This is a genomic window from Thermodesulfobium sp. (assembly GCF_053498235.1).
The window spans coordinates 33,159-56,251 of the sequence record NZ_JBRCUV010000015.1 but is presented as its reverse complement, the minus strand read 5'-3'; the positions used below and the strand labels follow the sequence as shown (position 1 = coordinate 56,251).

26 protein-coding genes and 1 tRNA gene are annotated in these 23,093 nt (G+C 33.2%); 14 read left to right on the top strand and 13 right to left on the bottom strand.

The features are described 5' to 3' along the window. Window positions 1-11: 11 nt before the first annotated feature. Complete coding sequence (locus ACWIUX_RS01745) at window positions 12-2,396, bottom strand: Lon protease family protein (protein ID WP_448589001.1); 2,385 nt, start codon at window positions 2,394-2,396, stop codon at window positions 12-14. A 3-nt stretch (window positions 2,397-2,399) separates the two neighbouring features. Further along, window positions 2,400-3,011, bottom strand: a complete 612-nt coding sequence (locus ACWIUX_RS01740; protein WP_448589000.1) for a redoxin domain-containing protein — start codon at window positions 3,009-3,011, stop codon at window positions 2,400-2,402. Window positions 3,012-3,170: 159 nt separating this feature from the next. On the opposite strand from ACWIUX_RS01740, the gene ACWIUX_RS01735 reads away from it, so the two are divergent. Together ACWIUX_RS01735 and ACWIUX_RS01730 are read left to right on the top strand one after the other, a co-directional pair. Continuing rightward, window positions 3,171-3,770, top strand: coding sequence for a hypothetical protein (locus ACWIUX_RS01735; protein ID WP_448588999.1), 600 nt, complete (start codon window positions 3,171-3,173; stop codon window positions 3,768-3,770). 46 nt (window positions 3,771-3,816) lie between these two features. Next, on the top strand, window positions 3,817-4,500 hold the full coding sequence (locus tag ACWIUX_RS01730) for an MgtC/SapB family protein (protein ID WP_448588998.1): 684 nt from the start codon (window positions 3,817-3,819) through the stop codon (window positions 4,498-4,500). Here the strand turns inward: ACWIUX_RS01730 and ACWIUX_RS01725 are convergent. Further along, window positions 4,490-5,386: a sulfite exporter TauE/SafE family protein gene (locus ACWIUX_RS01725; protein WP_448588997.1), complete on the bottom strand. Its 897-nt coding sequence runs from the start codon at window positions 5,384-5,386 to the stop codon at window positions 4,490-4,492. The genes ACWIUX_RS01730 and ACWIUX_RS01725 overlap by 11 nt on opposite strands. Window positions 5,387-5,466: 80 nt before the next feature. Between ACWIUX_RS01725 and ACWIUX_RS01720 the strand changes: the two genes are divergently transcribed. Further along, a complete protein-coding gene (locus ACWIUX_RS01720) occupies window positions 5,467-6,648 on the top strand; it encodes a class I SAM-dependent methyltransferase (protein ID WP_448588996.1) in 1,182 nt (393 codons plus the stop codon). Between the two features lie 107 nt (window positions 6,649-6,755). Here the strand turns inward: ACWIUX_RS01720 and gap are convergent, their stop codons facing one another. The 6 genes from gap to ACWIUX_RS01690 form a co-directional block, all read right to left on the bottom strand. After that, the gene (gene gap / locus ACWIUX_RS01715) at window positions 6,756-7,763 is read right to left on the bottom strand and encodes a type I glyceraldehyde-3-phosphate dehydrogenase (protein WP_448588995.1); all 1,008 of its coding nucleotides are present in this window, start codon (window positions 7,761-7,763) and stop codon (window positions 6,756-6,758) included. A gap of 16 nt (window positions 7,764-7,779) precedes the next feature. Continuing rightward, window positions 7,780-8,658, bottom strand: coding sequence for a DNA-binding protein WhiA (gene whiA / locus ACWIUX_RS01710; RefSeq protein ID WP_448588994.1), 879 nt, complete (start codon window positions 8,656-8,658; stop codon window positions 7,780-7,782). A gap of 100 nt (window positions 8,659-8,758) precedes the next feature. After that, the gene (locus tag ACWIUX_RS01705; RefSeq protein ID WP_448588993.1) at window positions 8,759-10,069 is read right to left on the bottom strand and encodes a gluconeogenesis factor YvcK family protein; all 1,311 of its coding nucleotides are present in this window, start codon (window positions 10,067-10,069) and stop codon (window positions 8,759-8,761) included. A 2-nt stretch (window positions 10,070-10,071) separates the two neighbouring features. Continuing rightward, a complete protein-coding gene (gene rapZ, locus ACWIUX_RS01700; RefSeq protein WP_448588992.1) occupies window positions 10,072-10,950 on the bottom strand; it encodes an RNase adapter RapZ in 879 nt (292 codons plus the stop codon). Continuing rightward, window positions 10,947-11,945, bottom strand: a complete 999-nt coding sequence (locus ACWIUX_RS01695) for a hypothetical protein (RefSeq protein WP_448588991.1) — start codon at window positions 11,943-11,945, stop codon at window positions 10,947-10,949. The genes rapZ and ACWIUX_RS01695 overlap by 4 nt, the downstream gene beginning before the upstream one ends. Before the next feature lie 267 nt (window positions 11,946-12,212). Beyond that, on the bottom strand, window positions 12,213-14,762 hold the full coding sequence (locus ACWIUX_RS01690; RefSeq protein WP_448588990.1) for a [protein-PII] uridylyltransferase family protein: 2,550 nt from the start codon (window positions 14,760-14,762) through the stop codon (window positions 12,213-12,215). 202 nt (window positions 14,763-14,964) lie between these two features. Here ACWIUX_RS01690 and ACWIUX_RS01685 point away from each other — a divergent pair, with 202 nt between their 5' ends. The 4 genes from ACWIUX_RS01685 to ACWIUX_RS01670 all read left to right on the top strand — a co-directional run bounded on the left by ACWIUX_RS01685 (window position 14,965) and on the right by ACWIUX_RS01670 (window position 16,141). Beyond that, entirely contained in the window at window positions 14,965-15,132 is a 168-nt protein-coding gene (locus tag ACWIUX_RS01685; RefSeq protein ID WP_448588989.1) for a hypothetical protein, read from the top strand. A 90-nt stretch (window positions 15,133-15,222) separates the two neighbouring features. Next, window positions 15,223-15,516 carry a hypothetical protein gene (locus ACWIUX_RS01680; RefSeq protein WP_448588988.1) on the top strand — a complete coding sequence of 98 codons (294 nt, stop codon included), beginning with the start codon at window positions 15,223-15,225 and terminating at the stop codon, window positions 15,514-15,516. A gap of 19 nt (window positions 15,517-15,535) precedes the next feature. Next, the gene (locus ACWIUX_RS01675) at window positions 15,536-15,796 is read left to right on the top strand and encodes a glutaredoxin family protein (RefSeq protein ID WP_448588987.1); all 261 of its coding nucleotides are present in this window, start codon (window positions 15,536-15,538) and stop codon (window positions 15,794-15,796) included. 3 nt (window positions 15,797-15,799) lie between these two features. Then, a complete protein-coding gene (locus ACWIUX_RS01670) occupies window positions 15,800-16,141 on the top strand; it encodes a ferredoxin-thioredoxin reductase catalytic domain-containing protein (RefSeq protein WP_448588986.1) in 342 nt (113 codons plus the stop codon). A gap of 5 nt (window positions 16,142-16,146) precedes the next feature. On the opposite strand, the gene ACWIUX_RS01665 is transcribed toward ACWIUX_RS01670, so the two are convergent. Genes ACWIUX_RS01665 through ACWIUX_RS01655 form a run of 3 tightly spaced genes read right to left on the bottom strand, consistent with a single transcriptional unit; the run spans window position 16,147 to window position 18,217 of the window. Further along, window positions 16,147-16,521, bottom strand: a complete 375-nt coding sequence (locus ACWIUX_RS01665; RefSeq protein WP_448588985.1) for a YlbF family regulator — start codon at window positions 16,519-16,521, stop codon at window positions 16,147-16,149. After that, window positions 16,518-17,357: a TIM barrel protein gene (locus tag ACWIUX_RS01660; protein WP_448588984.1), complete on the bottom strand. Its 840-nt coding sequence runs from the start codon at window positions 17,355-17,357 to the stop codon at window positions 16,518-16,520. The genes ACWIUX_RS01665 and ACWIUX_RS01660 overlap by 4 nt, the downstream gene beginning before the upstream one ends. Beyond that, entirely contained in the window at window positions 17,354-18,217 is an 864-nt protein-coding gene (locus ACWIUX_RS01655; protein WP_448588983.1) for a DMT family transporter, read from the bottom strand. The genes ACWIUX_RS01660 and ACWIUX_RS01655 overlap by 4 nt, the downstream gene beginning before the upstream one ends. Before the next feature lie 226 nt (window positions 18,218-18,443). On the opposite strand from ACWIUX_RS01655, the gene ACWIUX_RS01650 reads away from it, so the two are divergent. Next, window positions 18,444-19,193, top strand: coding sequence for a protoglobin domain-containing protein (locus ACWIUX_RS01650; RefSeq protein ID WP_448588982.1), 750 nt, complete (start codon window positions 18,444-18,446; stop codon window positions 19,191-19,193). On the opposite strand, the gene yedF is transcribed toward ACWIUX_RS01650, so the two are convergent. After that, window positions 19,194-19,778 (bottom strand): sulfurtransferase-like selenium metabolism protein YedF, encoded by a 585-nt coding sequence (gene yedF, locus ACWIUX_RS01645; RefSeq protein WP_448588981.1) that lies wholly within the window; start codon window positions 19,776-19,778, stop codon window positions 19,194-19,196. A 270-nt stretch (window positions 19,779-20,048) separates the two neighbouring features. Between yedF and ACWIUX_RS01640 the strand changes: the two genes are divergently transcribed. The 6 genes from ACWIUX_RS01640 (at window position 20,049) to rsmI (ending at window position 23,089) form a co-directional block, all read left to right on the top strand. Next, a tRNA-Pro gene (locus ACWIUX_RS01640) sits at window positions 20,049-20,123 on the top strand. Window positions 20,124-20,178: 55 nt separating this feature from the next. Then, window positions 20,179-20,442, top strand: coding sequence for a stage V sporulation protein S (locus tag ACWIUX_RS01635; RefSeq protein WP_448588980.1), 264 nt, complete (start codon window positions 20,179-20,181; stop codon window positions 20,440-20,442). A 53-nt stretch (window positions 20,443-20,495) separates the two neighbouring features. Next, window positions 20,496-20,951: a DUF4446 family protein gene (locus ACWIUX_RS01630; RefSeq protein WP_448588979.1), complete on the top strand. Its 456-nt coding sequence runs from the start codon at window positions 20,496-20,498 to the stop codon at window positions 20,949-20,951. 13 nt (window positions 20,952-20,964) lie between these two features. Further along, window positions 20,965-21,909 (top strand): M23 family metallopeptidase, encoded by a 945-nt coding sequence (locus tag ACWIUX_RS01625; protein WP_448588978.1) that lies wholly within the window; start codon window positions 20,965-20,967, stop codon window positions 21,907-21,909. Between the two features lie 14 nt (window positions 21,910-21,923). Then, window positions 21,924-22,277, top strand: a complete 354-nt coding sequence (locus ACWIUX_RS01620) for a bactofilin family protein (protein ID WP_448588977.1) — start codon at window positions 21,924-21,926, stop codon at window positions 22,275-22,277. After that, a complete protein-coding gene (rsmI, locus tag ACWIUX_RS01615) occupies window positions 22,274-23,089 on the top strand; it encodes a 16S rRNA (cytidine(1402)-2'-O)-methyltransferase (RefSeq protein ID WP_448589005.1) in 816 nt (271 codons plus the stop codon). The genes ACWIUX_RS01620 and rsmI overlap by 4 nt, the downstream gene beginning before the upstream one ends. Window positions 23,090-23,093: the final 4 nt, after the last annotated feature.

Sequence of the window (23,093 nt, the reverse complement as noted above, 5' to 3'; positions counted from 1 at the left end):
ATTTCTAAAAACTAAGAAGAGGCTTTTTTATCTTCTTCTATTCCAACCTTTGCGAACTCTTCTAATCTCTTTTCCACATGATAATAAACAGTATTTTCAAGGAAGTTACCATCATTATCTCTTTGATCGACCTCTAATCCTGTAAGAATTTTTAGCCCCTCTTCAACTCTTGAAATCGCAAATATTTTAAACCTTCCATTTTTTACAGCTTCTATAACTTCATCTCTAAGAATAAGGTTGTTTACGTTTCTTTCTGGTATTATTACCATCGCATCGTTTACGTTTCTTGCATTACATAGATCAAAGAAACCCTCTATCTTTTCGTTTACCCCGCCAATCGGCTGAACTTCTCCCCATTGATCCATTGAACCGGTTATAGCGATATTTTGTTTTAACGGTATATTAGCAAGAGCGCTAATCAGAGCATAAAATTCAGCACAAGTTGCGGAGTCCCCCTCAATGCCAGAGTACAATTGCTCAAACGTGATAGACGCAGAAAAGGATAAAGGTCTTTTTTGTCCAAAAAGATGCCCAAGATAACCGGACAAAATAAACACAGCTTTATCGTGAATTTGTCCGCTCATCTTAACTTCTCTTTCTATGTTTAAAACCCCCCTTTTACCTGCATAGACTTGTGCAGTAATTCTGGCCGGTTTACCAAACATATGACCACCCAAAGACATCACAGCTAGACCATTAACCTGGCCGACCATCGCGCCCGAAGTCCTAACAATAATAGTATCTTCCAGAATGGCTTCCTGGATTCTCTCCTCGATTCTTCCATTTCTAAAAACTTTATTCTTTATCGCGTCTTTCACGTGTGCACTGGTAATTTCAGAACTGCCAGACTTAATTGCAAAATAATTTGCTTCTGTAAGGAGATTTCTTATCATACTTGTTCTTAGGGAAAATTTGTTTTTCTGACCAGCAATCCTAGCCGATTCTTTAATTACATAATTAATACCTGACTCGCTTAAGGGCAAAAGACTATCACTCTTTGATATCTCTTTTATTAAAGACACATATTGGGCTAACTTTGAATTAGAATTTATTATGTCATCAAAATCAACCTTAACATTGAAAAGTTCCCTAAATTCATCGTCATATTGACTAAGGATTTCATAAAGAAAGCTTGAACCAATTAGAATTACTTTAAGATCAAGATCTATCGGCTCAGGCCTAAGTGCGCCCGAACTAACTACTCTATATGGCTCCCAAGGATCTTCAATCCTAATTTTCCTTTCTTTAAGAGCTCTTTTAAGGGCATCATAGCTAAATAAATTCTTAAGTAAATCCTGCGCATCCAAGACAAGAAAGCCATGGTTTGCCTTATTTATAGCACCAGGTTTAATTTGAGTAAAATCAGTAACAGCTGCTCCATAAACAAACTTATATTCTATTTTGCCAAAGAGGTTACCATAACTAGCATTAGATAGATAAATAACTGGTGCGCCTTCAATTTCAGAATTATCAACAAAGAGGTTTACTAGATATTTATCAAAAGACGGTTCTGGTGGCCTCATTAAGAAAGGTATATTGGCATTTTGTTCAACACTAGCTCTCAATTCTTGAACCCTGTCTAAAAGATCTGATCTTACTTCTTCTAAATAAAGAAGCACATCTTCTTTGTCAGAAAATTCATCTTTAATAGGTTTTAAGATACTGTCCACAAAGGATGCAGCAAAATTTTTGTCTAGTAATATAGTTTTTTCTCTTAAATTTTTCTCTTCTTCTCTTATTTGGCGTAGTGCTTCATTCATCCTTTCGTTAAGCATTTCACCTGTTGTCTGTATCTTTTCTTTATCTTCATCAGGAAGTGCCCTGTATTCCTCCTCTGTAAAGGGGGCTTTTGTAGTCGGTGAAACCGCAAAAAGTTCTATCACTCCATTTTCAAGAGTTCGAATTGCAAAATTAAACTTTGACACTTCTTCTTCGAATTCATTAAAGATCCGAGCCCTTTTTCTTTGAAACTCTTCTATTAGCTTTCTTCTTGCCACTTCATATTCTTTGGATTCAAATTTTTTGGGGAAATCAGACCTTAGACTTACCACAAAATCGTTCATGTACTTTTTTAAAACTCTGCCCTTTCCAGCTGGCAAATATAAAACCTTTGGCATATCCGGATTCTTGAAATTAAATACATAAACTACGTCATCAGGTTTTTTGAAATCTTTAGCCCTACTCTTTAGTATAGACAGAACCGCATCCCTTTTATTCATTCCTTCATGCCCAACAACAAATATGTTATATCTAAAATCTTTTATAGACAACCCAAAATCAAGCGCCTCAATAGCTCTTTCTTGGCCTAAAAACTTTATGTCTTCAACTCTATCTGAATCAATTAAATCCAATTTAATTTCTGGAACTGTTAAATCCGATGCTGAAAGTTCTCTCATCTTTTATGCCCCTTCGTCAGAAATAGTTCCTATCTTCCAATAGTGATAAACGCTCCCTACAAGATCTGCACCTGGAACTAATGCTTTATCCCCAGGTTTCCAGCTTGCAGGACACACTTCATTATTTTCACGAACATACTGCAAAGCTTGTATCTGTCTAATTATTTCTGAAACGTTTCTTCCTACAACTGATGACAATATGGTTACAGCCTGTATAATATTATCTGGGTCTACTATAAATGCTCCTCTCAAGTTAACTCTGGTATTCTCGTCATAAACCCCAAATTTTTTACCAATAGTTCCATTCTGATCGCTGATCATTGGATATGGGAAGCTAGTATTTATCATTTTACTTAGTTCTGCATCATCCCATGCTTTATGAACATATGGGCTATCAACACTGATAACAAAAACATCAACTCCAAGCTCATCAAAATCACATTTCTTTGATGCTAGCTCAGCAAGTTCGGTAGGACATACAAACGTAAAATCTCCTGGATAAAAGTAAATTAATTTCCAGGGCCTCTTAAAATTTTTTAGATCTATCATTTCTATCTTGCCTTCAAGATAAGCCATTGCAGAAATTTCCGGAGTTGCTGACCCTACAATAGACATTTCAAACCTCCAAGTTATTATTGTTAGAAAATTTTAAATATATAAGATGATTTTAACAAAAAAAAACAAATTTGTAATAAATATAAAATAGGTTTATGTTAGAATAGTTTAGGTTAACTAATTTTTTATAATTTTGAAGGTAAATAAAGGGAGGTTATTTTGAACAAACTTAAGTTGCTAAGTTTTATATTTTTATTAGCAATTCTTCTTATCTTTTTTCCAAGCAATGCATCAGCAAAAAAACTCTTCCCTATACCACCGATAAGAGTAGCAGTCTTGCCTATAATAAACAAAACCGATGAACAGCCGTTTTTTTTAGAATTGGTGAATGAAAGATTTAATGATTTTCTCAAAAATTCAAATGTAGAAATAGTTCCAGAGAAGGAAGTAATAGAATATTTAAAAAAAGGTGGTTATGATCTGAAAAAAAAAGAGTTCCCAAGTAAAGATATTCTAAAATATTTGGCAATAATGACAAACGCAGATGACGTTATTGGACTTTCACTGGAAAGTGTTACCAGACAACCTCCCATACCCCTTGACGTAACTTATAGCTTGTCTGCTCAAGTAAGCGTTAAAACTATAGAGTACGAGAGATATAAAGATGACATACTCATTTACGATTTTACAGAAAAAGGCTTAAGTTCAAACATACCTTACGAAGGGGTTTCAATGAAAAAGGCAATAGTAGATGCTACCAATAAAGTAATGGATGATGCCTTGAAATCATACGTATTCTCAGGATTTTCAAATCTTTGATTATTTAAAAAGTTAATTTATTATTAAATTTTAAAGGGGTCTGAGGGTGGAAAATTTATTTGAAATAATATTAAAATTAACCATAGCAATTGTAGTTGGTGGTATATTCGGCATTGAAAGGGAATTTAGAGGAAGAGCTGCTGGAATTAGAACAAATATCCTTGTCTGTATCTCCGGAACCCTAGTTATGCTCTTGTCATCAGGATACTTTAACAATACAACCGATTTGGCTGTAAGAATCCAGCTAGATCCAGGAAGAATTGCTGCAGGAGCAGTTACAGGTATAGGATTTTTAGGCGCAGGAGTAATTCTTAAAACCAAAGGAGAGGTACAAGGACTTACTACAGCCGCTCTGATTTTTCTCAACATGATCATTGGCCTGTGCATTGGATCGGGGTTATATTATTTGGCTGCTCTAGGCACTATATTTTCTCTTATACCTCTAACCATACTTAGAAAACTAAGTAGCCTAATAAAAAGAGAAATAAGAATTTTACAATTATCTATTAAATCATGCGATAAGGAAGAGACTCAGGCAAAAATTTCCAAGATTCTTGCCGAAAATAAAATTATTGTTCTATCACATGATATATCCTGCAACCTTGAAAAAGAAGAGCTAAAGGTATCACTTCTGATCGAAGCAGTTTCAGAAAAACCATTCTTAAAACTATTCGATGAGCTTAGAGAAATAAAACTTATCAAAACTCTAAGTATTTCATCTAAGGAGTGAAGAAAGTCTTCAGTACAAAGTCAAGGATATACTTTAAAGAAAGAAATAACACAGAAAAAGAAAGTATAAATTTAATTAAGTGTGAGGGAACATGTCTTTGACACCTTGCCCCAAGATAAGTCCCCAAAATACCGCCCAAACCAAATAAAAAACCTAAAAGGATATCTGGCTCTGACCCTGAGCTGCCAAGTGGGTTCAACGAGTAATAAAAGACGCCTAAGATTGAAGTTATCCATGTAGCCAAAAGGGCAGGCCCAGCAACTACATAGACCGGAAGCTTAAAAACTGCCACACAAAATGGAGCTATAATAGATCCTCCACCTATACCGTATGCACCACCTATAATCCCAACAAAAAAAGATAACCAAAACATCCAAAAATTTGAAAAATTATAAGTCTTTTCTTGAAATTCAAAAGAAGATCTGAATATATTTGAGCTAAGAAGTTTCAATTGAAAGCCCTTTGTATAATCATCCTTCTTTGATCTAATTAAACTATGTAATAAACGAAGACCTATATAAAGCAAGACGACGCCTACAAATGCCTTGAAGACGACAGGATCATAAAGATATTTTACCCTTATAAAGTATCCCATGAAAACTCCAGGCAATGTTCCGATTGTAAGAACAGTTGCCAGTGGCAAAAACATTCTGCCCTCTTTGAAGTATCTGTAAACCCCGCCAGGAATTGCAACTACGTTATAAATAAAATTAGTTCCAGACACACCTGGAGAAGTATAGTTTAAAAAACTAACCTGGAATGGCAAAATCAAAAAAGCACCCGAAACGCCTCCCATAGAAGTAAAAAATGATATAACAAAAGCAACCAAAGGTGGCACAAACACATTCACGCTAATACCAGATATGGGGAAATATACGTTCAACATGTTAATCCTCCAAAAAAATAAAAGATGTATAATATTATATTATAAATTATAAACATGCCTTTCATTTTAGGAGGCCATTCATGAAAAAGGAATTATTAGATTCTTTTTTAAAAAGATTAAATGGCTCTATAAAAGTTGTCTTTTGGGATGGGGAAGAAAAAACCTATAACAGCGATCCTAAAATTACTATCAAATTTTTAAAGGAACCCCCAATAGTCTCTTTAGACGATCCCCTCTTAACATTAGGTGATCTTTACATAGAAGAATACTTTGATATTGATGGCACTATTGAAGACCTAATGTATCTAATGGAAACAAATAAAGATATTTTTAGACCTCAGAAAAAGAATCCCTTTATGAGTACTCTTAAATCAACTTTGGGAAGGGGCAATTCAAAGGATAGGGATATAAAAAATATTCAGAGTCACTACGACTTAGGAAATGACTTTTTCTCCTTATGGCTTGACTCGTCAATGTGCTATTCGTGCGCATATTTCAAAACTCCATCAGATTCACTAGAGCAGGCCCAAAAAAACAAGATATCCCATTCTCTTAAGAAATTGAACCTCCAAAAGGGTGAAAAGTTGCTTGACATTGGATGCGGATGGGGCGAGCTGCTTTTTGAAGCTGCAACAAAATATGACGTGCATGCTACGGGAATAACTTTAAGCAAGGAACAATATGAACACATTAAAGAGCAAATAAAGCTCAGAGACCTTGATAATAAAGTAGAAGTAAGGCTAGAAAGTTATGAAGAACTTAATCCAAAAAAGGATTCTTTTGACAAAATCGTAAGCATAGGAATGTTTGAACACGTTGGGCAAAAAAGAATACCTGAATTTATAAAAAAGACATCAAATGTACTAAAAAGATCAGGAATTTTTATGTTACATACAATTACAGGCTTAGAAGAGGGCGGACAGCATTCTTGGATGAACAAGCATATATTTCCAGGTGGCTATATACCAACAGTCAGAGAAATCATAAATGTCTTACCTGATTATGACTTTAGAGTTTTACATGTAGAAAGTTTGAGAAGGCATTATGCGAGAACACTTGAATATTGGTCAAAAAATTACGACGCTCACAAGGATGAAATAGAAAAGAAATTTGGAAGAACTTTCCTTAGAATGTGGGACATATACCTGAAGGGCTGCGCGGCCTCTTTCAAACTTGGATTTATTGACATTCATCAATTTACGCTTTCTTTAGGTATAAATAACGAATATCCTGAAACCTTTGAGTTTTTATACAAGGATTGAAGGCAATAGGTTATTTATTTCAGAAAGATGTTACTTTTAAGCAGCGAGCAAGGATGCTCGCGTTACTATGAAGAGCACTCCACAAGCAAGATGCTTGTGTTACTTTATTATTTAAAGGATGGTATAAGCTTTTTGGCAAGATCTACGACTCTACATGCATAACCGTGCTCATTGTCATACCATGCGAATACTTTGTAGATATCTCCTGTTTTGTTTAACATTAACCCGTCAACGATTGAAGAATAAGATGTGCCAATATAATCTGAAGATACCAATGGGACTTCAGTATACTTTAAAATTCCCTTAAGTGGTTCACAGGATTCAGCTTCTTTATAAGCTGATTTTATCTCATCAATTGAAGGTTGTTTCTCCAAAATTACGCTAAGGTCTACCATTGATCCTGTTGGTACAGGCACTCTAAGGGCTACGCCGTCCATCTTTCCGTTTAGTTCTGGTATAACCTTCCCGATTGATTTTGCTGCTCCAGTGGATGTAGGAACTATATTTATCGCAGCAGAACGTGCTCTTCTAAAATCTTTTTTGTGAGTGCCATCTAAAAGTCTTTGATCCATAGTATAGGCGTGAACTGTAGTCATAAATCCTGAAACTATCCCAAACTTGTCAAACAATACTTTTACAGCTGGGGCAAGACAGTTAGTTGTACATGAAGCAGCAGAAATAATATTGTGCTTTTTTAGATCAAGTATGTGATCATTTACCCCAACAACGATAAAGGCATCTACGTCTTTGCCCGGAGCAGTAATTAGAACTTTTTTGGCTCCTGCTGTTATGTGATTTTCTGCCAACTCTCTTTTTGTAAGCTCACCTGTGGATTCTATTACTAAATCAACATCTAGATCCTTCCATGGAAGTTTTGTTATATCCTTCCTTTCTTCAAGGATTTTTATTTTTTTACCCTCAATTATCAAATGATCTTCATCAAAGCTTACTTCTTTATCCCAAGTTCTATAAGTAGAATCGTATTGAAGAAGATGTGCTAATTGTGGGATCTTTCTAGAACTATTAATTGCAACTATTTCAATTTCTGGTTGTGAGAAAGCAAGCCTAACAAACAAACGCCCGATCCTTCCAAAACCATTAACTGCTACTTTCATGATTTCCCTCCTAAAATTAGATTGTTAATTTTCTTATCTGTCTAAAAACTGAAGAAACCTGATTTTTTGACATCCCAAGATGTTCTCCAATTTCTTTCATAGAGAGCAAAGGATAGTTTTTTTTTAAGTCAATCATTTTTCTCCACTTTATTGGCAGATTATAATAATTTTCTGACTTCTCAAGGATATCTATAGATCTTAAAATCTCCATGGAAGCCTTTATTTGCCTCTTTATATTAGCAGTTTCATAGTTTACTTCTCTGTTTATTTCACTATTTGCCTCCTTTTTTATGGCTTCAGCTTCCAAATGGGCACAAAAATTGTGCACGTGTATATAGGCTAAAAAAGAAGCTATTTCTCTGAAATTTTTTAAAAAGAGACAGTAACTATTTGTTTTTCTTATTTTAAAGTTAAAGCCAATTTCTTCTAGGAGAGTATATAAAAAACCAAATATTTCTTTGTTTGTAATTATTTCTAGATGATAACCATTTTTTGTAATTAAATATCCTGAATTTAAAAATAATCCTCTTAAAAAACTTTGTATAGATTTCTGCGATGGGAAAGTTTCTGGGGGGTTTGGCGTTAAGATCTTTTCTAGTTGTACTATTGTACTCCTTTGATTTTCTTGTGATTTTTTCGTTTTCTTAGGGTTTTCATTGTTGAGCCTAGCGTTTTGAAATAGCTGTGCCTTTATATTTAAGAAATGTGCTAAAGTAATTATTCTCTTTGTGACTTTGAAATCTTTACATTTTACAAGAATAAAGCCTTCTTCTACCTTTGAGTGAGAAAGCATTATCCCTTTTAATTCATATTTTGATGACCTTTTATTTTCAATAGGTAATGAAGCTATTTCACTTCTTATTATTTCGTTTTCATCTATTTTTAATTTCAGCATTTTCTCCACCCATCAAAAATATTATATCATTTACTAAATTCAAAAAGATAAACTTCAATATGTAATGTGCTGGTAAACTTTAAAAATAATCTTTATTTTGTCATCTTAATTTACTGCCCTTACTACCCCTAAAGATGTTGTCGAATATAATTTTTGCTAACTTTTTATGGTCGTGTCTTATATGGTTTTCTTCGTATAGTAGGTCTTCCAAAACAATTTTTAATTTAAATTTTTCAAGTTCAGACAAATCGTTTATTACAATTTCGGAACCCTTTTCTTCATAGTAGTCTATAAGCTTCTCTGGCTTTTTGTTATTTAAAAGAACAATATCAAATGGCAAAAACCCAAGCGTTTCTAAGAAAGCTTTAACGTGATCGGAAGCTTTATATCCTCCTGTTTCTCCCGGTTGGGTCATGATATTACAAACATAAATTTTTATTGCGCTAGAATTTCTTATTGCTTCTAAAAGGTCTTTCATTAGCAAATTAGGTAAGATACTTGTAAATAGACTGCCTGGTCCAATAACTATTGCATCTGCTTCATTTATCTTTCTTATTGCTTCAGGGTAAGCGCTTGGAGGAGTTGGATCTAGGAATATGTTTTCAATGGGATAAATACTCTTTGAGATATTTGATTCTCCTTCAACAATCGAACCATCCTTTAGTTTGGCGCAAAGTTTGGTATTAAAAAGGGTTGAAGGCATAACATGTCCTCTTGCTGAGATTATCTTTTCAACCATATTAATTGCTTTTAAAAAATCTCCTGTTATTTCTGTAGCGGCAGCTAATAATATATTTCCTACAGGATGTCCTTCAAGGCCAGGTATGCCTTTGAATCTATATTGTAAAACAGCTCCAAGCAAGTCTTCTTGAAGTGAAAGTGCAGCCAAACAGTTTCTTATATCACCTGGAGGAAGAAAACCTAATTCTTTCCTTATGAATCCTGAAGATCCACCATCGTCAAAAGGTGTGACTATTGCAGTAAGATTAATTGGATAATATTTTAAGCCCCTAAGTACTGTAGATTGACCTGTTCCACCTCCTATTACTACTACTTGTGGTCTTTTTTTTAATTGTCTTTCTAGCCATAAGAGCTCTACGACATCTCTTCTTGAACCTATTTGCATAGGTTTAACAATTTGTTTTACCAATCCTCTAATAGAATATATTAGAGCTATAAAGCCTATTAAAAATAAAATAAGAGCAATTATCTGAATTGGTATTTTTGACGATATATCATGAATAAAGTAAGATAAACCTTTTATAAAGGCTCTTGTTATTGGAATTGCCTCTAATGATAATATTAAGCTTGTTACTATTAAGAGCAAGGAAAGCGCTCCTAGGAAAATCCATCTTTTTATTTTTAAGCCAGGCGTTAACCATCTAAGCCATTTTAAAGGTCTAAAGCTCATTTTTAGTTGTTTCTCCCAATTTTTAAATCTCTATGCCATTCAAAAATTTTAAAGCCTAAATTTCTATACTTTCTTGCTAATTCTCGGACTATTGTAACTGATCTATGTTCTCCACCCGTGCAACCAATTGCAATCGTTACGTTGCTTTTTCCCTCTTCCATACACTTTGGCAGAAAAAACAAGAGATACTGATCTAAAACCTTAAGAAAATTTTTTGTTACTTCTTGTGAAAGTATAAAATCTTCCACTGGCGCATCCATGCCTGTTAGATTTTTTAGGTGTTCTTCGTAAAATGGATTGGGCAAAAATCTTACATCGATAATCATATCTGCATCCATAGGTATACCATACTTAAATCCAAAAGAAAGCAGGGTTGTGTTAAAAGTTTGTTCTCCTTCAGTAGTAAAATAGGTTCTCAACCTTTCTTTTAACTGATTAACTTTCATATATGAGGTATCTATGACTATATCAGACATTTCTCTAATTGGAGAGAGTAGTTCCCTCTCCTTTATAATTCCAGCAGAAAGATAACCGCCTTCTTGAGATAGAGGATGACGCCTTCTTGTTTCTGAAAATCTTCTAATTAGAACTTCGTCACTAGCTTCGAGAAAGAGTGTAGTAATGTTGATTGGTTGTTCCTTTATCTTTTTCAAAATATTTTGTAGATCTGGAAAGAGGGTCTTCCCTCTGATATCTATAACTACTGCCATGCGAGAAATTGGGAACTTTGGGGAGAAAGAAAATCTTGTAAGTTCAGGCAGTAGAAATGGCGGCAAATTATCTATACAAAAAAAACCAAGGTCTTCTAAAACATGTAATGCTTGAGATTTACCTGCTCCTGATAGACCAGTTAAGATTATGAGCCATGGTCCAGCATTCATAGGGAGACCCTCTCCTTTAAAATTTCACTAATGACGTTAATACTTAGGATTATATCATTTTCATTTATTTCTTCTTTTTTTGGAGAATTTCCCTTTTTGTAACCTAATAAAGCCATCCCTGTTTCTTGGCTTACCAGACTCATCCACCTTGAATTAGAAAGAATTCCGGTGTCAATTGTTATAGGTTTAATATTGTATTTTATAAAGGCTTTCTTTGAAATTTCGATTAATTTATCAGAAAAGATGTGAGGTGAGCTAGACGTTTGATTTAAAATATCTATTTGACAATTTTCTTCTCTAGAAATTTTACCTATAAAGGATTTAAGATTGTTTAGGAGTTCGCTTCTTAGTTTTAGATCTGGCGATCTTAGATCGAGATTAAAATTTATCCTATTTGGGAAGACTCCCATAACTTTTGGTTCCATGTTAACTTCATATATACCCCCGAACAAATTATTTTCTTTCATTATCTTATAAAGCTGATTAGAAATCTTTGTAAAAGCATTTAAAGGCCCCTTTATTAGTTCAAATGGAGTGCAACAGGTATATTGTATTTGGCCTATAATAGATATCTTTAAAATAACTGGACCTTGTTGGTGTTTCACCATGCAAATTGGTATATTGTATTTGCTTAAAAAACCAGAGAAATCGCTCTCAAGTTCTAAAAAGGTATGTATATCATCTCTAAAGAATGTAGGGAAGCTGCTTGAAAGGCCAAGACTTCTTTTTATAATTTCATCCTGTAATAAAACGCCATTTTTGTCGGAAAGATATAAGTCTCTTTCATTTAATTCTCCTACAGCTCCCCTTGAACCAATACAACCTCTAGAAAACCTTGTTGGGGAAGTGCCTCTAAAGATTATTAACCCAACTGTCCTTTTAAGATAAAGGTTCTCCTCGACTAATTTATTAATAGCGCCAATTGCTACTACCATAGGAAGTGAGGAAGAGTATTTACCGCTAAATGGCATGGTGTCAAGATGAATACCAAGCAAAACTTTTTGAGCTAAGGGATCCTGATTATACGTTGCTATGAGATTTCCAATATTATCAGTTTTAACTTCGAAATTCTTTGGAAGTAACTTTAAAACGAAATCGATAGCTTTGTCTTCTTCTTCTGAATATACAGATCGAAAGACTTCATCTTTCTGCGAGCTAATCTCTGAAAATTCTTCAATTATTTTTTTAATGTCTATTGTTCTTGCCTCCTTATATTTTTATTCTTAATTTTAAAAACTTGTTTTAAAGGTAACAAAATAAAACTATATGTGATATATTATTTTTCTTAAATATTCTTGGCATTCTTGATCGCTTAATTTTAGATTGTTTTCCTTTGTAACATAAAATGCATCTTCAGCCCTACCTTCCCAAGTAGAAATTTTTGCAGTTTGAATGTAAAGTCCCAAAGCAGATAAAGTTTGTGTAAGTCTGTATAAAAGTCCATGCCTATCTTCAGCAACTATCTCTATAATTGTCGATTTAGGAGATATATTATTTAAGCAATTGACGTTAAAGAGTTTTACTGGGAATTCTATGTCTTTGTTTTTTTGCTTTAAGAGGTTGTATATATCCCTCTTTAAACTTAAAATATCTTGTAGATCTTTTTGAACAGAATGCGCTAGGAATTCAGGTATTGGTCTATTCTTATAAGTTGCCCAAATTTCGTTAATTACTACAGGAGGGTCAGTTGAGAACTTATATAATTCAGCAGTGTGTATGTCTAGATTGTGCGCGTAAAATACCGCTGCAATTTTCCATAAGAGCCCCTCAATTTCGTATGTAGCGATTGTTGTCTTGGAAAAATCCTTATTGATTGAATCTTCAAAATATACTTGAGGTGATTCGGTTTTTAATTTGGAAATAAGTTCTAGATGAAATGCAATAGTATCTTGTGGTATGTTCATCAAATAAGTGGCTGGTATATTATCAATAAATAAGTTGATTTCTTCTTTGTTAAGAAAGCTCTTTTTTATATTCTTCTTGAATATGTCACCAAAATTTGCTTTTGAAGTTGGCTTTATTAATTTTGATTGACTCTTTTTAAAAAGTTCATTTAGTTGATAAATTGATATTGGACTTGGTTTCTTTTTTGATAAGGAGTATAAATCTGCATAAGAGATAAGGTATAAATTTTTTAGTCTTTCTGCATCTGACACTAATTGGACAAACTCTTCGATGGTTTCGTGCCTGTGAAGATCTCTTAATCTGGAAATTCTGACCATTTGAAGATGATTTGCAATAATGAAAAAGACATTGTTTATGGTATTTTTATCTAATCTAGTCTTTTTTGCCCAATTAACAAATATTTTTGCACTTTCTATTTCATGATTAAGTGAATTTTTCAGTTTTGCTATATCGTGAAATAAAGCTGCTAGATACAAAATAAGAGGATCTGATAGAGAATTAAATATTTCTGCTATTTCCTGTCCAAAATCCCCTTTTTCAAACATTTCTAAAGTTTCAATCATTACCATTGTATGTTCACCGATGGTAAACTCGTGCATAGGATCTTCGGGTAAGGTAAGAAACATCTCTTTTGAATCAGGTATTAGTATTTCAAACAAACCAAGAGATTGTATCTTTCTTAAAATGGAGGCCTTATTTTTTCCGTTTTTTAGAATTTTTAGAAAAATATTCATAGTTTCATCGTTAGGTTTTAATTTATGTCGCTGTTTGATAAGCTCTTCTTCAAGATTTATTGCTAAATCGAGATCGTAGAGAGACTTGTACTCAAATGCCCTAAGAAAATCAAATTTAAAAATTTGAATAGGCGCATCATACTGGTATGTAATATTATTGCCTTTTATCGAAAAACAACTTGAAATTTGAAATCCTTCTTGGAGTATTTTTTTTATTCCCCTACTTGAAATTTCCGATATATTTTCAAGACAATAAATTAACTCTTTCATAAATTCTACAGAATTTTTATAACCTAAAAACTCTGCTAATCTTGGTTGATAAATCTTTGAGAGAAAATCTTGTCTTTTCCTAGCCATTATGTGCAATAGGATTCTTATTTTTCTAAGAAAACGATATGCTAACTCAAGTCTGTTTATGTCGTCTTTTTCCAAAACATACGTGTTTTCAACATCTTGAGCAATTGAACAGTTTGATAAGGCAAACCTACTTTGAAAAATCCATTTAAATGTATGGTAGTCCCTAAGTCCACCCCTACACTCTTTTAAATTAGGATTTAAAAGATATGGATTATCGCCGAACTTTTGGTAGGCTATTTCTCTTTCGGATAATTTTGCAAAAATGAATTCTACTAGATTTAGTCTATTCCAGAAATTTCTTTTAAACTCTTGAAATATATTATTGTTGCCCGATATGAAGTTAGAGTCCAGAAAGCTGGTTCTTGTAATATGATCAATGTGTTTTATCTCTGTAGTTCTAAAACTGTATCCAATTTCTAAGTCTATACCGAAAAATATGTCTGATAACAGTCTATAACCTCTTTTTAAAACGCTGTCTAAGAATGGGCTTTCTTCGTTTGAAGATAAAAATACTAAATCAATATCAGAATAGGGTGCCATTTCACACCTGCCAAAACCCCCAACGGCAGCTATACATATATCCTCTTCTGGTAGGCCTTCTTCTCTTGATTCCATTATGCAGATCTTCAGTATGTCTGAACAAACTTCTCTGTAAAGCTTGTTTAGGTAGTTTTCTACTTCAAGAGGATCAAGAAAGCCAGAAATTGTTCTTTCAAATAATATCTTTCGACCGTATAAAAGTCGGTCGCGTAAATGATATATTACGAAACTTTCTCTCTCTTTTTTATCTTTTTCATAATAAAAATCTAATTCCATTTGTTATATTTTATAATGGATTTAATAAAAAAAGATAGTTTTAAGTAAATCAATGCTAATAATGTTAGATCTTCAAGTTCGTCTTTGTTTTAGGTTGTTATTTGCAAATTTTTTGAACTATTATGAGTGACTAAAGAAATTAGATATAATATAATTAAAATAAAGTTTATAAATAAATTACAAAATTGGAGTTTGGCAAATAGTGAGCTTTGAAGATCAGTTAGAAACCCTTAGAGATGAGACCCAAAGAGAATATGCCAAGCTAGAAGAAGAGCTTGAAGCTTTAGAACTTGAAATTGAAAAGAGTATTGTGAAGCTCTATAATTCTATTTTTGGTGAAGTTGAAGACGATACTTATAATGATTTGTAAGTTTTAAAGAAGAGAATTTTATTTTGATATAATACAGATAATTGTTAAATTATTGTTACGCTCTTTCAAAATTTAAGGAGGTGAACCGTAGTGTTTTATCAAATTGTAGATTCATCTAGTCAAATAGGTAATTATGTCTTTGCTACTGAATTGCTTTCTTCTTTATTGAAAATTTACTACGGTGAACAGGATGGGGTTTTAACCTTTGATCCAGAACTTTTTATGGAAGAGAACAATTTTAGTGTACAAGATTCTGTTTATCTGCAAAATTGCAATGTGTATTCAGCAGATGATTTATCCCATGCTATCGCTAGAACCTCAAGGGTTTTAACTTTTAAGGTTATATATAAACTTTTAAGAGAAATAGAAAAAAATTCTGCTTGAATCTAAAGGAGGCATTATTGTGGCAGATATAAGAGTTTATGCGTTAAGTACGTGTCCGTATTGTAAAAAGGCCAAGGCTCTCTTAAAGGAGCTTGGTGCCAATTTTGAGGCTATTGATGTAGATTTGTTGCCAAAGGATGAACAAAATAAGATACTTGAAACAGTAAAAAAACTTGCTGATAAGTGTAATCCAAAGGTTAATCCTGGTTTTCCTACAATTGTTAAAGGCGAAACAATTATAGTAGGATTTAACGAAACTAAAATTAAAGAATTGGTATAAGTTATGGTACCTGTAACACCAGAAAAGCTTTTTGAAATATTGACAAAGTATGCGCATTCGAAAGGACAGGAGTTAAATAACGATAGAGAACATACTATGTCTATAATAAGGGGAATTTTAGAAAACGAAAAAAGAAACGGTTATAGGGGTTGTCCTTGTAGATTGAACTCTGGTGACAGAGAGAAGGATAAGGACATTATATGTCCATGCGTATATAAAGATAAAGATGTTGAAGAATATGGTTCATGCTATTGCGGCTTGTACGTTAGTCATGAGTGGAACCAAAATCCAGACAAAAGGGTAACTGTGCCAGAAAGGAGACCATTTGATAAACTTTTTGGATAGGAGCTTTATTTTTCTTGCTCTCTTTTTTGAAGGAAATTAAAAAATTCCATTCCTTCATTGATGGCTTCGCCGATTATTTTGTAGATGTCACCCATTAGCTGTTGAAATCTATATTGCGACTCAACTATTCTTCTGCCCTCAGGGATTGCTATTACTAGTTCGTGAAGCCTTTTTAAACTTTCTTTTTTCTCTTTATCCTCTTCTTTACCTGAAAGGATTTCTATTTCTATTTGAGTTCTTAAGGTAAAGAAATTCTTAATCATTTTATAAAGATTTTCGTCTTTTTTAACTAACTCAATTGATTTAAGCAGTTCATTATATTCTTGTGAATCCTTGATTGATTTGGCTAATTCGTGAGCTTTGTCATAAGGGTTTATCATCTTTTTGCCTCCAACTCCAAAAATCTTTCTAGTAATATTTTAGCATCTTTTGCTTGAGTTCCTGGAGTTTCTACTATTACTCTTCCTTTTATAGAATTTTTAATTAGACTCAATAAAAATGGTTCAATTGGTGGTCCAAAACCTTCGTTTAAAGATCTGTGTCTTATCTCTCCCTTGTTGTTGAATTCTATTTGGCTAAAATGTATATGAAATTCCCTATAACTCCTTAATTTTTTAAAAATTTCTGTAAAATTACTTTCGTGCGTAAATCCTCCTCTATTAACAGCGTATAGATGGGCAAAATCTAATGCCGGTAAAAGGACATCAGGGTTTGTTTCACATATTTCTATTATTTCATCAATACTTCCTAAACTAAGTTTTTTACCGTGGGTTTCTGGACAAAGCTTTATATTGTTTATTAGTTTTAAGTTGTTAAGGATAAGTTTTTTTAAGAAATTTTTAGATCTTTCTAATAAGAGCCTTCTTTCTTCACCTTTTGAACTACCTAGATGAAATACTATTCTATCTGCATTCATTAAATTTCCAAATTGTATAGTTTTTAGTAGGTATTCTTCGCTTTTTTTTAATATATCAGGATTACAACTTGCTGTATTTATGTAGTATGGTGCGTGAATACTGAGTTTTATACCCTCTTTTTTAAAGGATTCTCCTATTTTTATTGCTGTTTGTTCTTTTAATCTTATTCCGTGAGTAAGCGGATATTCAAATGCATAAAGTCCCATTTTCGATATATACCTTGCAGAATCTAGGGTTGACCTAAATCCAGATCTATAAAAGAATTCTTCGTTTCCAGCAGGGCCAAAGATTAGATTCATGTTAATTTATCAAATTTTTGTAAAATTACAACTCCTGAAACAATTAAACTTCCGCCAATGATCTGAAGAACGCTTAACCCCTCTTTAAGCCAAAAAAATGCAATGATTGAAGCTATGAACGGTTCCAAACAAGCTGTAATGCCTGCATTTGTAGGTGTTATTATCGAAACTCCTTTGAAGTATAAGAAGTAAGGGATTATTGTTGAAAATATTGAAAAATAGATTAATATAAACCATGTTAAAGTAGTTAGATTAAAAATTTTAGTATCAAATGGAGTAATGATATTAATGAAAACTGCTGCAAAGCCAGTAGAATAAAATATAAGTGTTAAAGGACTATATTTTTTTAAGGATTTTCTTCCATGAACACTTATAAATGCCATGCCTAATGCAGCAAGTATTCCAAAAAAGAATCCCTGAAATTTTAGAGATGTTTCAGTCATATTAACTACAAAACACGCGCCTCCAATTAAAGAAAGAACTATTGCAATTATTTTTGATATTGAAATGGGGTATCTTTCAAAGAAGTATAAATATAAAGCCATTAAAACAGGAGAGGTGTATTGAAGGAATACAGCTGTAGATACATTTGTGTACTTTATTGCTAATAGATAAAACAATTGCATAGTAGACATGCCAAATATACCCAAAATTAGAAAATATGAGATGTCAGATTTGTCTATAAATATATGTTTTTTGTTAAACACAGAAAGATATATAAGAAGCAAAATAAAGGACATTACAAGTCTTATCTTTACAAACAAAAGAGGGTCTATAGAACTATTAAATGCAAATTTTGCAACACAACCGCCAAAGCCCCATAAAGTAGCAGCACCTATGGTTAAGAAATAACCTATCAAATTTTTTTTCTCTAAATTAATTTTCAATTTAATTTTAAAATTTTAGCACAAAAACTATTTTACTAGTCTTTTAAATTAAAGTTATGCGATACGATTGTGTGATTTTTTAAAATAGTTACTTGTATCAAATGATAAATTAACTTTTTTGACAAGAAAATCAATGTATTAAAAATTGATTAATATTGATATATAATTATAGAAACAAAAAAAAACAAGGTGGTGCGGGATGGAAGAAAGTTTAACTAATGATTCTAAATATCAGCAAAGATTTCGTTATTTAGGTTTTTCTGTTGAAGATCTGCAGAGGATGGCAAAGTTTAGGCCTTATTTTGAAAAAAGGGCAGATAGTTTTGTTAAGAAGTTTTATGATCACATAACAAGTTTTTCAAATCTTAAAGAAATAATTGATAAAAATTCAACTATAGAAAGATTAAGTAAAACTATGAAAGATTATTTTATATCTCTTACTAGTCCTGTAATAGATGAAGAGTATTTTCAAAGAAGACTTTTTGTCGGCAAGAGACACCAGCTCATAGGTCTTTACCCTTCATGGTATCTGGGAGCATACAGACTGTATTTTGAGGAGATTTCCTCTATTGTTCATGAGGTAGAGAAAGATGAGGTTGAATTTGTAAAATCTTTTAGTGCATTTGTTAAGAGAATAATACTTGATATTCAATTAATCATCGATAATTATTTTGCTGAGCAGCTTGAACACATAATTAAAACTCAAGAACAGGTAGGAGAGGCAGTAAAAGTTGTAGAAAGCATTGCGGGCAGAACTAATATTCTTTCTTTGAATGCTAGTATTGAAGCAGCTCGAGCAGGTGAGGCTGGAAGAACTTTTGCAGTGGTTGCTAAGGAGGTAAGAAAACTTGCAGAGGATTCTTCAAGGTCTTCAAAAAAGATAATGGAGATGATTGACAAAAATATGCGTGAAATTAGACAAATAAAGTACCAAGAGGAGACGTCTTAGTTAGGGCTCTATTATATAAGTTCCTTTAATGGCTTCTAATATTGAAAACATATTAGATATCTTGCCTACTGCAAGCTTGTCCTTTACGTTGAAGAAATTTAGACAGGTGCCGCATACTAATATTTCAGAGCCCTTTTCATTTAACATTTTAATTTCTTTGAGACATTCAGAGTCTTTTAGAGTTAGGTAAACGCCAGCATTCATAAACGCGATGGTTTTTGGATGATCTTCAAAGTATAAAAGTGCATCAAAAAAGGCATTCATAAGATTTTTACCAAGTTCATCGTTTCCATGCCCTAGTTTGTTTGTCTTTACAAATACGCTCCATGGGACTTTGTCGGTAAGATATTCTAGTTTTGGTTCAGATAGATTTTCAATTTCTTCTTTACTTATTTTGCAGTAATATAAATTGTCTTTCTCTTCTACCTCAAAATGCATATTTTTATCTTTAGCAAGATTTTGAAGATTATCTCTTGAAGTTATGTTGTCAACAATAACAATAAGTTCTTTGTGTTCCTTTAACGCCTGCTTTGTTAAGACTACTGGTTTTGGACAAACCATTCCTCTACAATCGAGTTTAAACATATTTTCTCCTCTTCCTAAAATAATTTCATTTAGTTTATTATATCAAAGATTTTTTATTCAACTAAAGCTAGAATATGCGCCGTCGATCCTAAATTAAGATCTATTGCAAATATTTAAATTTTGTGGTTTAATTCATTTCAAGGGTTTTGGCTAAAACCTGATTGATAAAGAGGGGCAAGCCGCTCCTAATCAAAGATAGTACGGATAGCAAAGTGCAAGATGAGAAAGAAAATCTTGTAGCTTGTAAACAGGAGGACGTGAAAGAGATGTCGGGGTGTGGCGCAGCGGGAGCGCACCTGCTTTGGGAGCAGGGGGTCAGAGGTTCAAATCCTCTCACCCCGACCATGTTTTTTAATCGTAAGGAGATAGTAAAAATGTATTATTTATTGGGGAGGCATTTATGGCAGATATTAGAGTAAGCGCTAACTCAGCCGCAAAGTCTGTGGCAGGGGCTATTGCTGGAGCTATGAGGGAGAAAGGCAGGGTTGAAGTTCAAGCTATTGGCGCGGGTGCTGTAAACCAAGCTATAAAGGCGATAATAATAGCAAGGGGTTATCTTGCGCCAGGAGGAGTTGATGTCATTTGTATTCCATCCTTCACATATGTAAATGTGGATGGTGAGGAAAGAACTGCAATAAAACTAATTGTCGAGCCAAGATATTAGCTATATATTTTGAAAGGACGTGTTAAAAAATAGAACTTTCTAGTAATCAAGTATTGCTTGTAGTTTTGGGTTTTTCGATTTTTAACATAGTTATAATTATTTCGATGTTTATATTTATAAAGAGGTCATTTTCTGAGTTTGCATCCTTTAATCCGGCGGGAAGGACGCTTATTCAAAATAGAATTAAAGAACTGGAAGATAGACTTATGGCTGTTGAAAACAATTATAAGGTTTTAGCTAGTGATATAGAAAAGGCGTTTGTTAAATTAAGACATACCTTTCAGGGTGCAGGAATTGTTCGTTATGATGCCTTTGATAATATTAGTGGTATGTATTCTTTTTCTTTTGCCTTATTGGATGAAAGTAAGAATGGTATTATTATAACTTCTCTAATGGGCAGAGACTTTGCAAGGGTTTATGCCAAAGAGGTAGCAAACGGAAATGTTAATCTTGAGATTTCACCTGAGGAGAGAAAGGCTCTAGAAATAGCTATAAGTAAAATTAGCTAGGCTTTGAGGTGTTATGCCAAGGAGAATAAACGATGAAATTACATTTATGGTGGTACCTCATTCGGGGCATACTCCTTTTTCGTTTAAAATAAAATGGGGGGTTTTAGTTTTTTTTCTAGGCGCATTTTTTTTTAGCATCCTTTTTATAATTATGACTTTCTTTTTTGCTCTAAGCATAAATTCAAGATTATCTGATTATCAAGTTTTAAAAACGCAAAATGCACGTCAATCAGAAGAAATAAGGCAATTGAAGCTTGAATCGGATGCATTAAAAAAGGATCTTAATCGTCTTATTGATGAAGAAAGAGAGCTAAGAAAAAATCTTGGTATACCTGAAGTTCCTGATCAAAATTCAAAATCTAAATCAGATCAGACCTCTTCAGTTGAAGGGGTTAAACGAGAGAGTGCAAATGAACTTGGATTTTTTTTAAACTCACCACTGGATCCAAGATTTGTTAATATAAGAAACGATTTGTCTATGATTAGAACTCAACTTTCTTATAGAGAGAGAAGCTTTAACCAGATTTCTCAAATAGCTAGAAGAAAGCTAAATGAGTATGCTTCCTTCCCTACTGGTTTTCCAGCTGATGGCGTTATAACGTCTTATTTTGGTTATAGACCAGCTTTTGGAGATTTTCACCCTGGAATTGACGTAGCCTGTGCTTACGGTTCTCCTATATATGCTACTGGGGATGGGGTTGTAGTTTTTGCTGGGTGGTACTTATCTGGGTATGGTTTAACAGTAATTATCGATCATGGTAATGGATATGAAACTCTTTATGCTCATGATAGTGCTCTTGCAGTTAATGTTGGACAGAGAGTAAAAAAGGGTCAAGTAATTGCATATATAGGTTTAACGGGTTTTACGACGGGTCCACATGTTCATTATGAAGTACATCATTATGGTAGGGTGATAAATCCTATGTTAGTAATAGGAGCAAACCCTGCAGAGCTTTAAAGGAGGTATTTAATATGCTATTTAAGGTTAAAAAGGGAAGTAGCCCAGTGAGTCCAGATACAATTTTGAGCCATAAGAACGAATTTTCTGGGACTCTTAAAGGGGAGGGGAATGTTAGGATAGATTCACCGTTTGAAGGTGAAATTATTATTGATGGAGAGCTTTTTGTTGGTCAGGATGGAAAGATAAACGCAAACGTAAAAGCAAAAAAGGTTTCTGTTTTTGGAGAGATAAGGGGGAATATTGAAGCTATTGATGGTCTTATAATTCACAATACTGGAAAAGTTTATGGAGATGTTAAAGTTGGGGTATTATTCGTTGATGAGGGGGCTATACTTGAGGGCAAAAGCGAGATGTCAAGAGCCTGAAAGGTAAACTATATTTAATTGGCACTCCAATAGGAAATCTAAAGGATATAACCTACAGAGCCGTAGAAACTTTGAATTCCGTTGGCTCAATTTTTTGTGAGGATACACGAGTAAGCTTAAAACTTTTAAACTATTATGGAATAAAAAAGCCCGTTTATTCTTTTAATTCTCATAATTATCAAAGACAATCCGAAATTGTATTAAAAAAACTCGAAAGCGAATCAGTAGGTCTTATTACCGATGCTGGCATGCCTGGCATTTCCGATCCAGGCTCCTTTTTGGTTGATTTAGTTAGAAAGAATGATTACGAAGTGATTGTTATACCTGGCCCAAGTTCACTTACAGCTTCAATTGCACTATCAGGGTTTAAACCAAATCTATGGATTTTCACAGGTTTTTTCCCAAAGGACAAATCTAAAAGAACACAAATTATTAAAACATATTTATATTCGGGAAGTCATCTCCTTTTTTTTGAGTCTGCAAAAAGACTTTTTGATACGCTCTTGTGGATAAGGACTAACTTTAAAATTAATCCAAGAACGTGCGTGTTCAAAGAGATTACTAAAGTTCACGAAAAGGTTATTTGTTTTGAACTTTCTTCCTTTGAAAATGAAGTTGAACTAACTAATATCAGAGGGGAATTCGTAGTAGCGCTTGAATCAAGTGGCATATTTGTAGATAATGAAAAATTTTACGAATTAGCATTAGAACTAACTAAGATAGGGCTTGAGTCCTCAAGAGTATCTAAACTTCTTTCAAAATATTTGGGAATCAACAAGAACTGGCTTTATGAAAAGCTCTTACATAATTGATGTA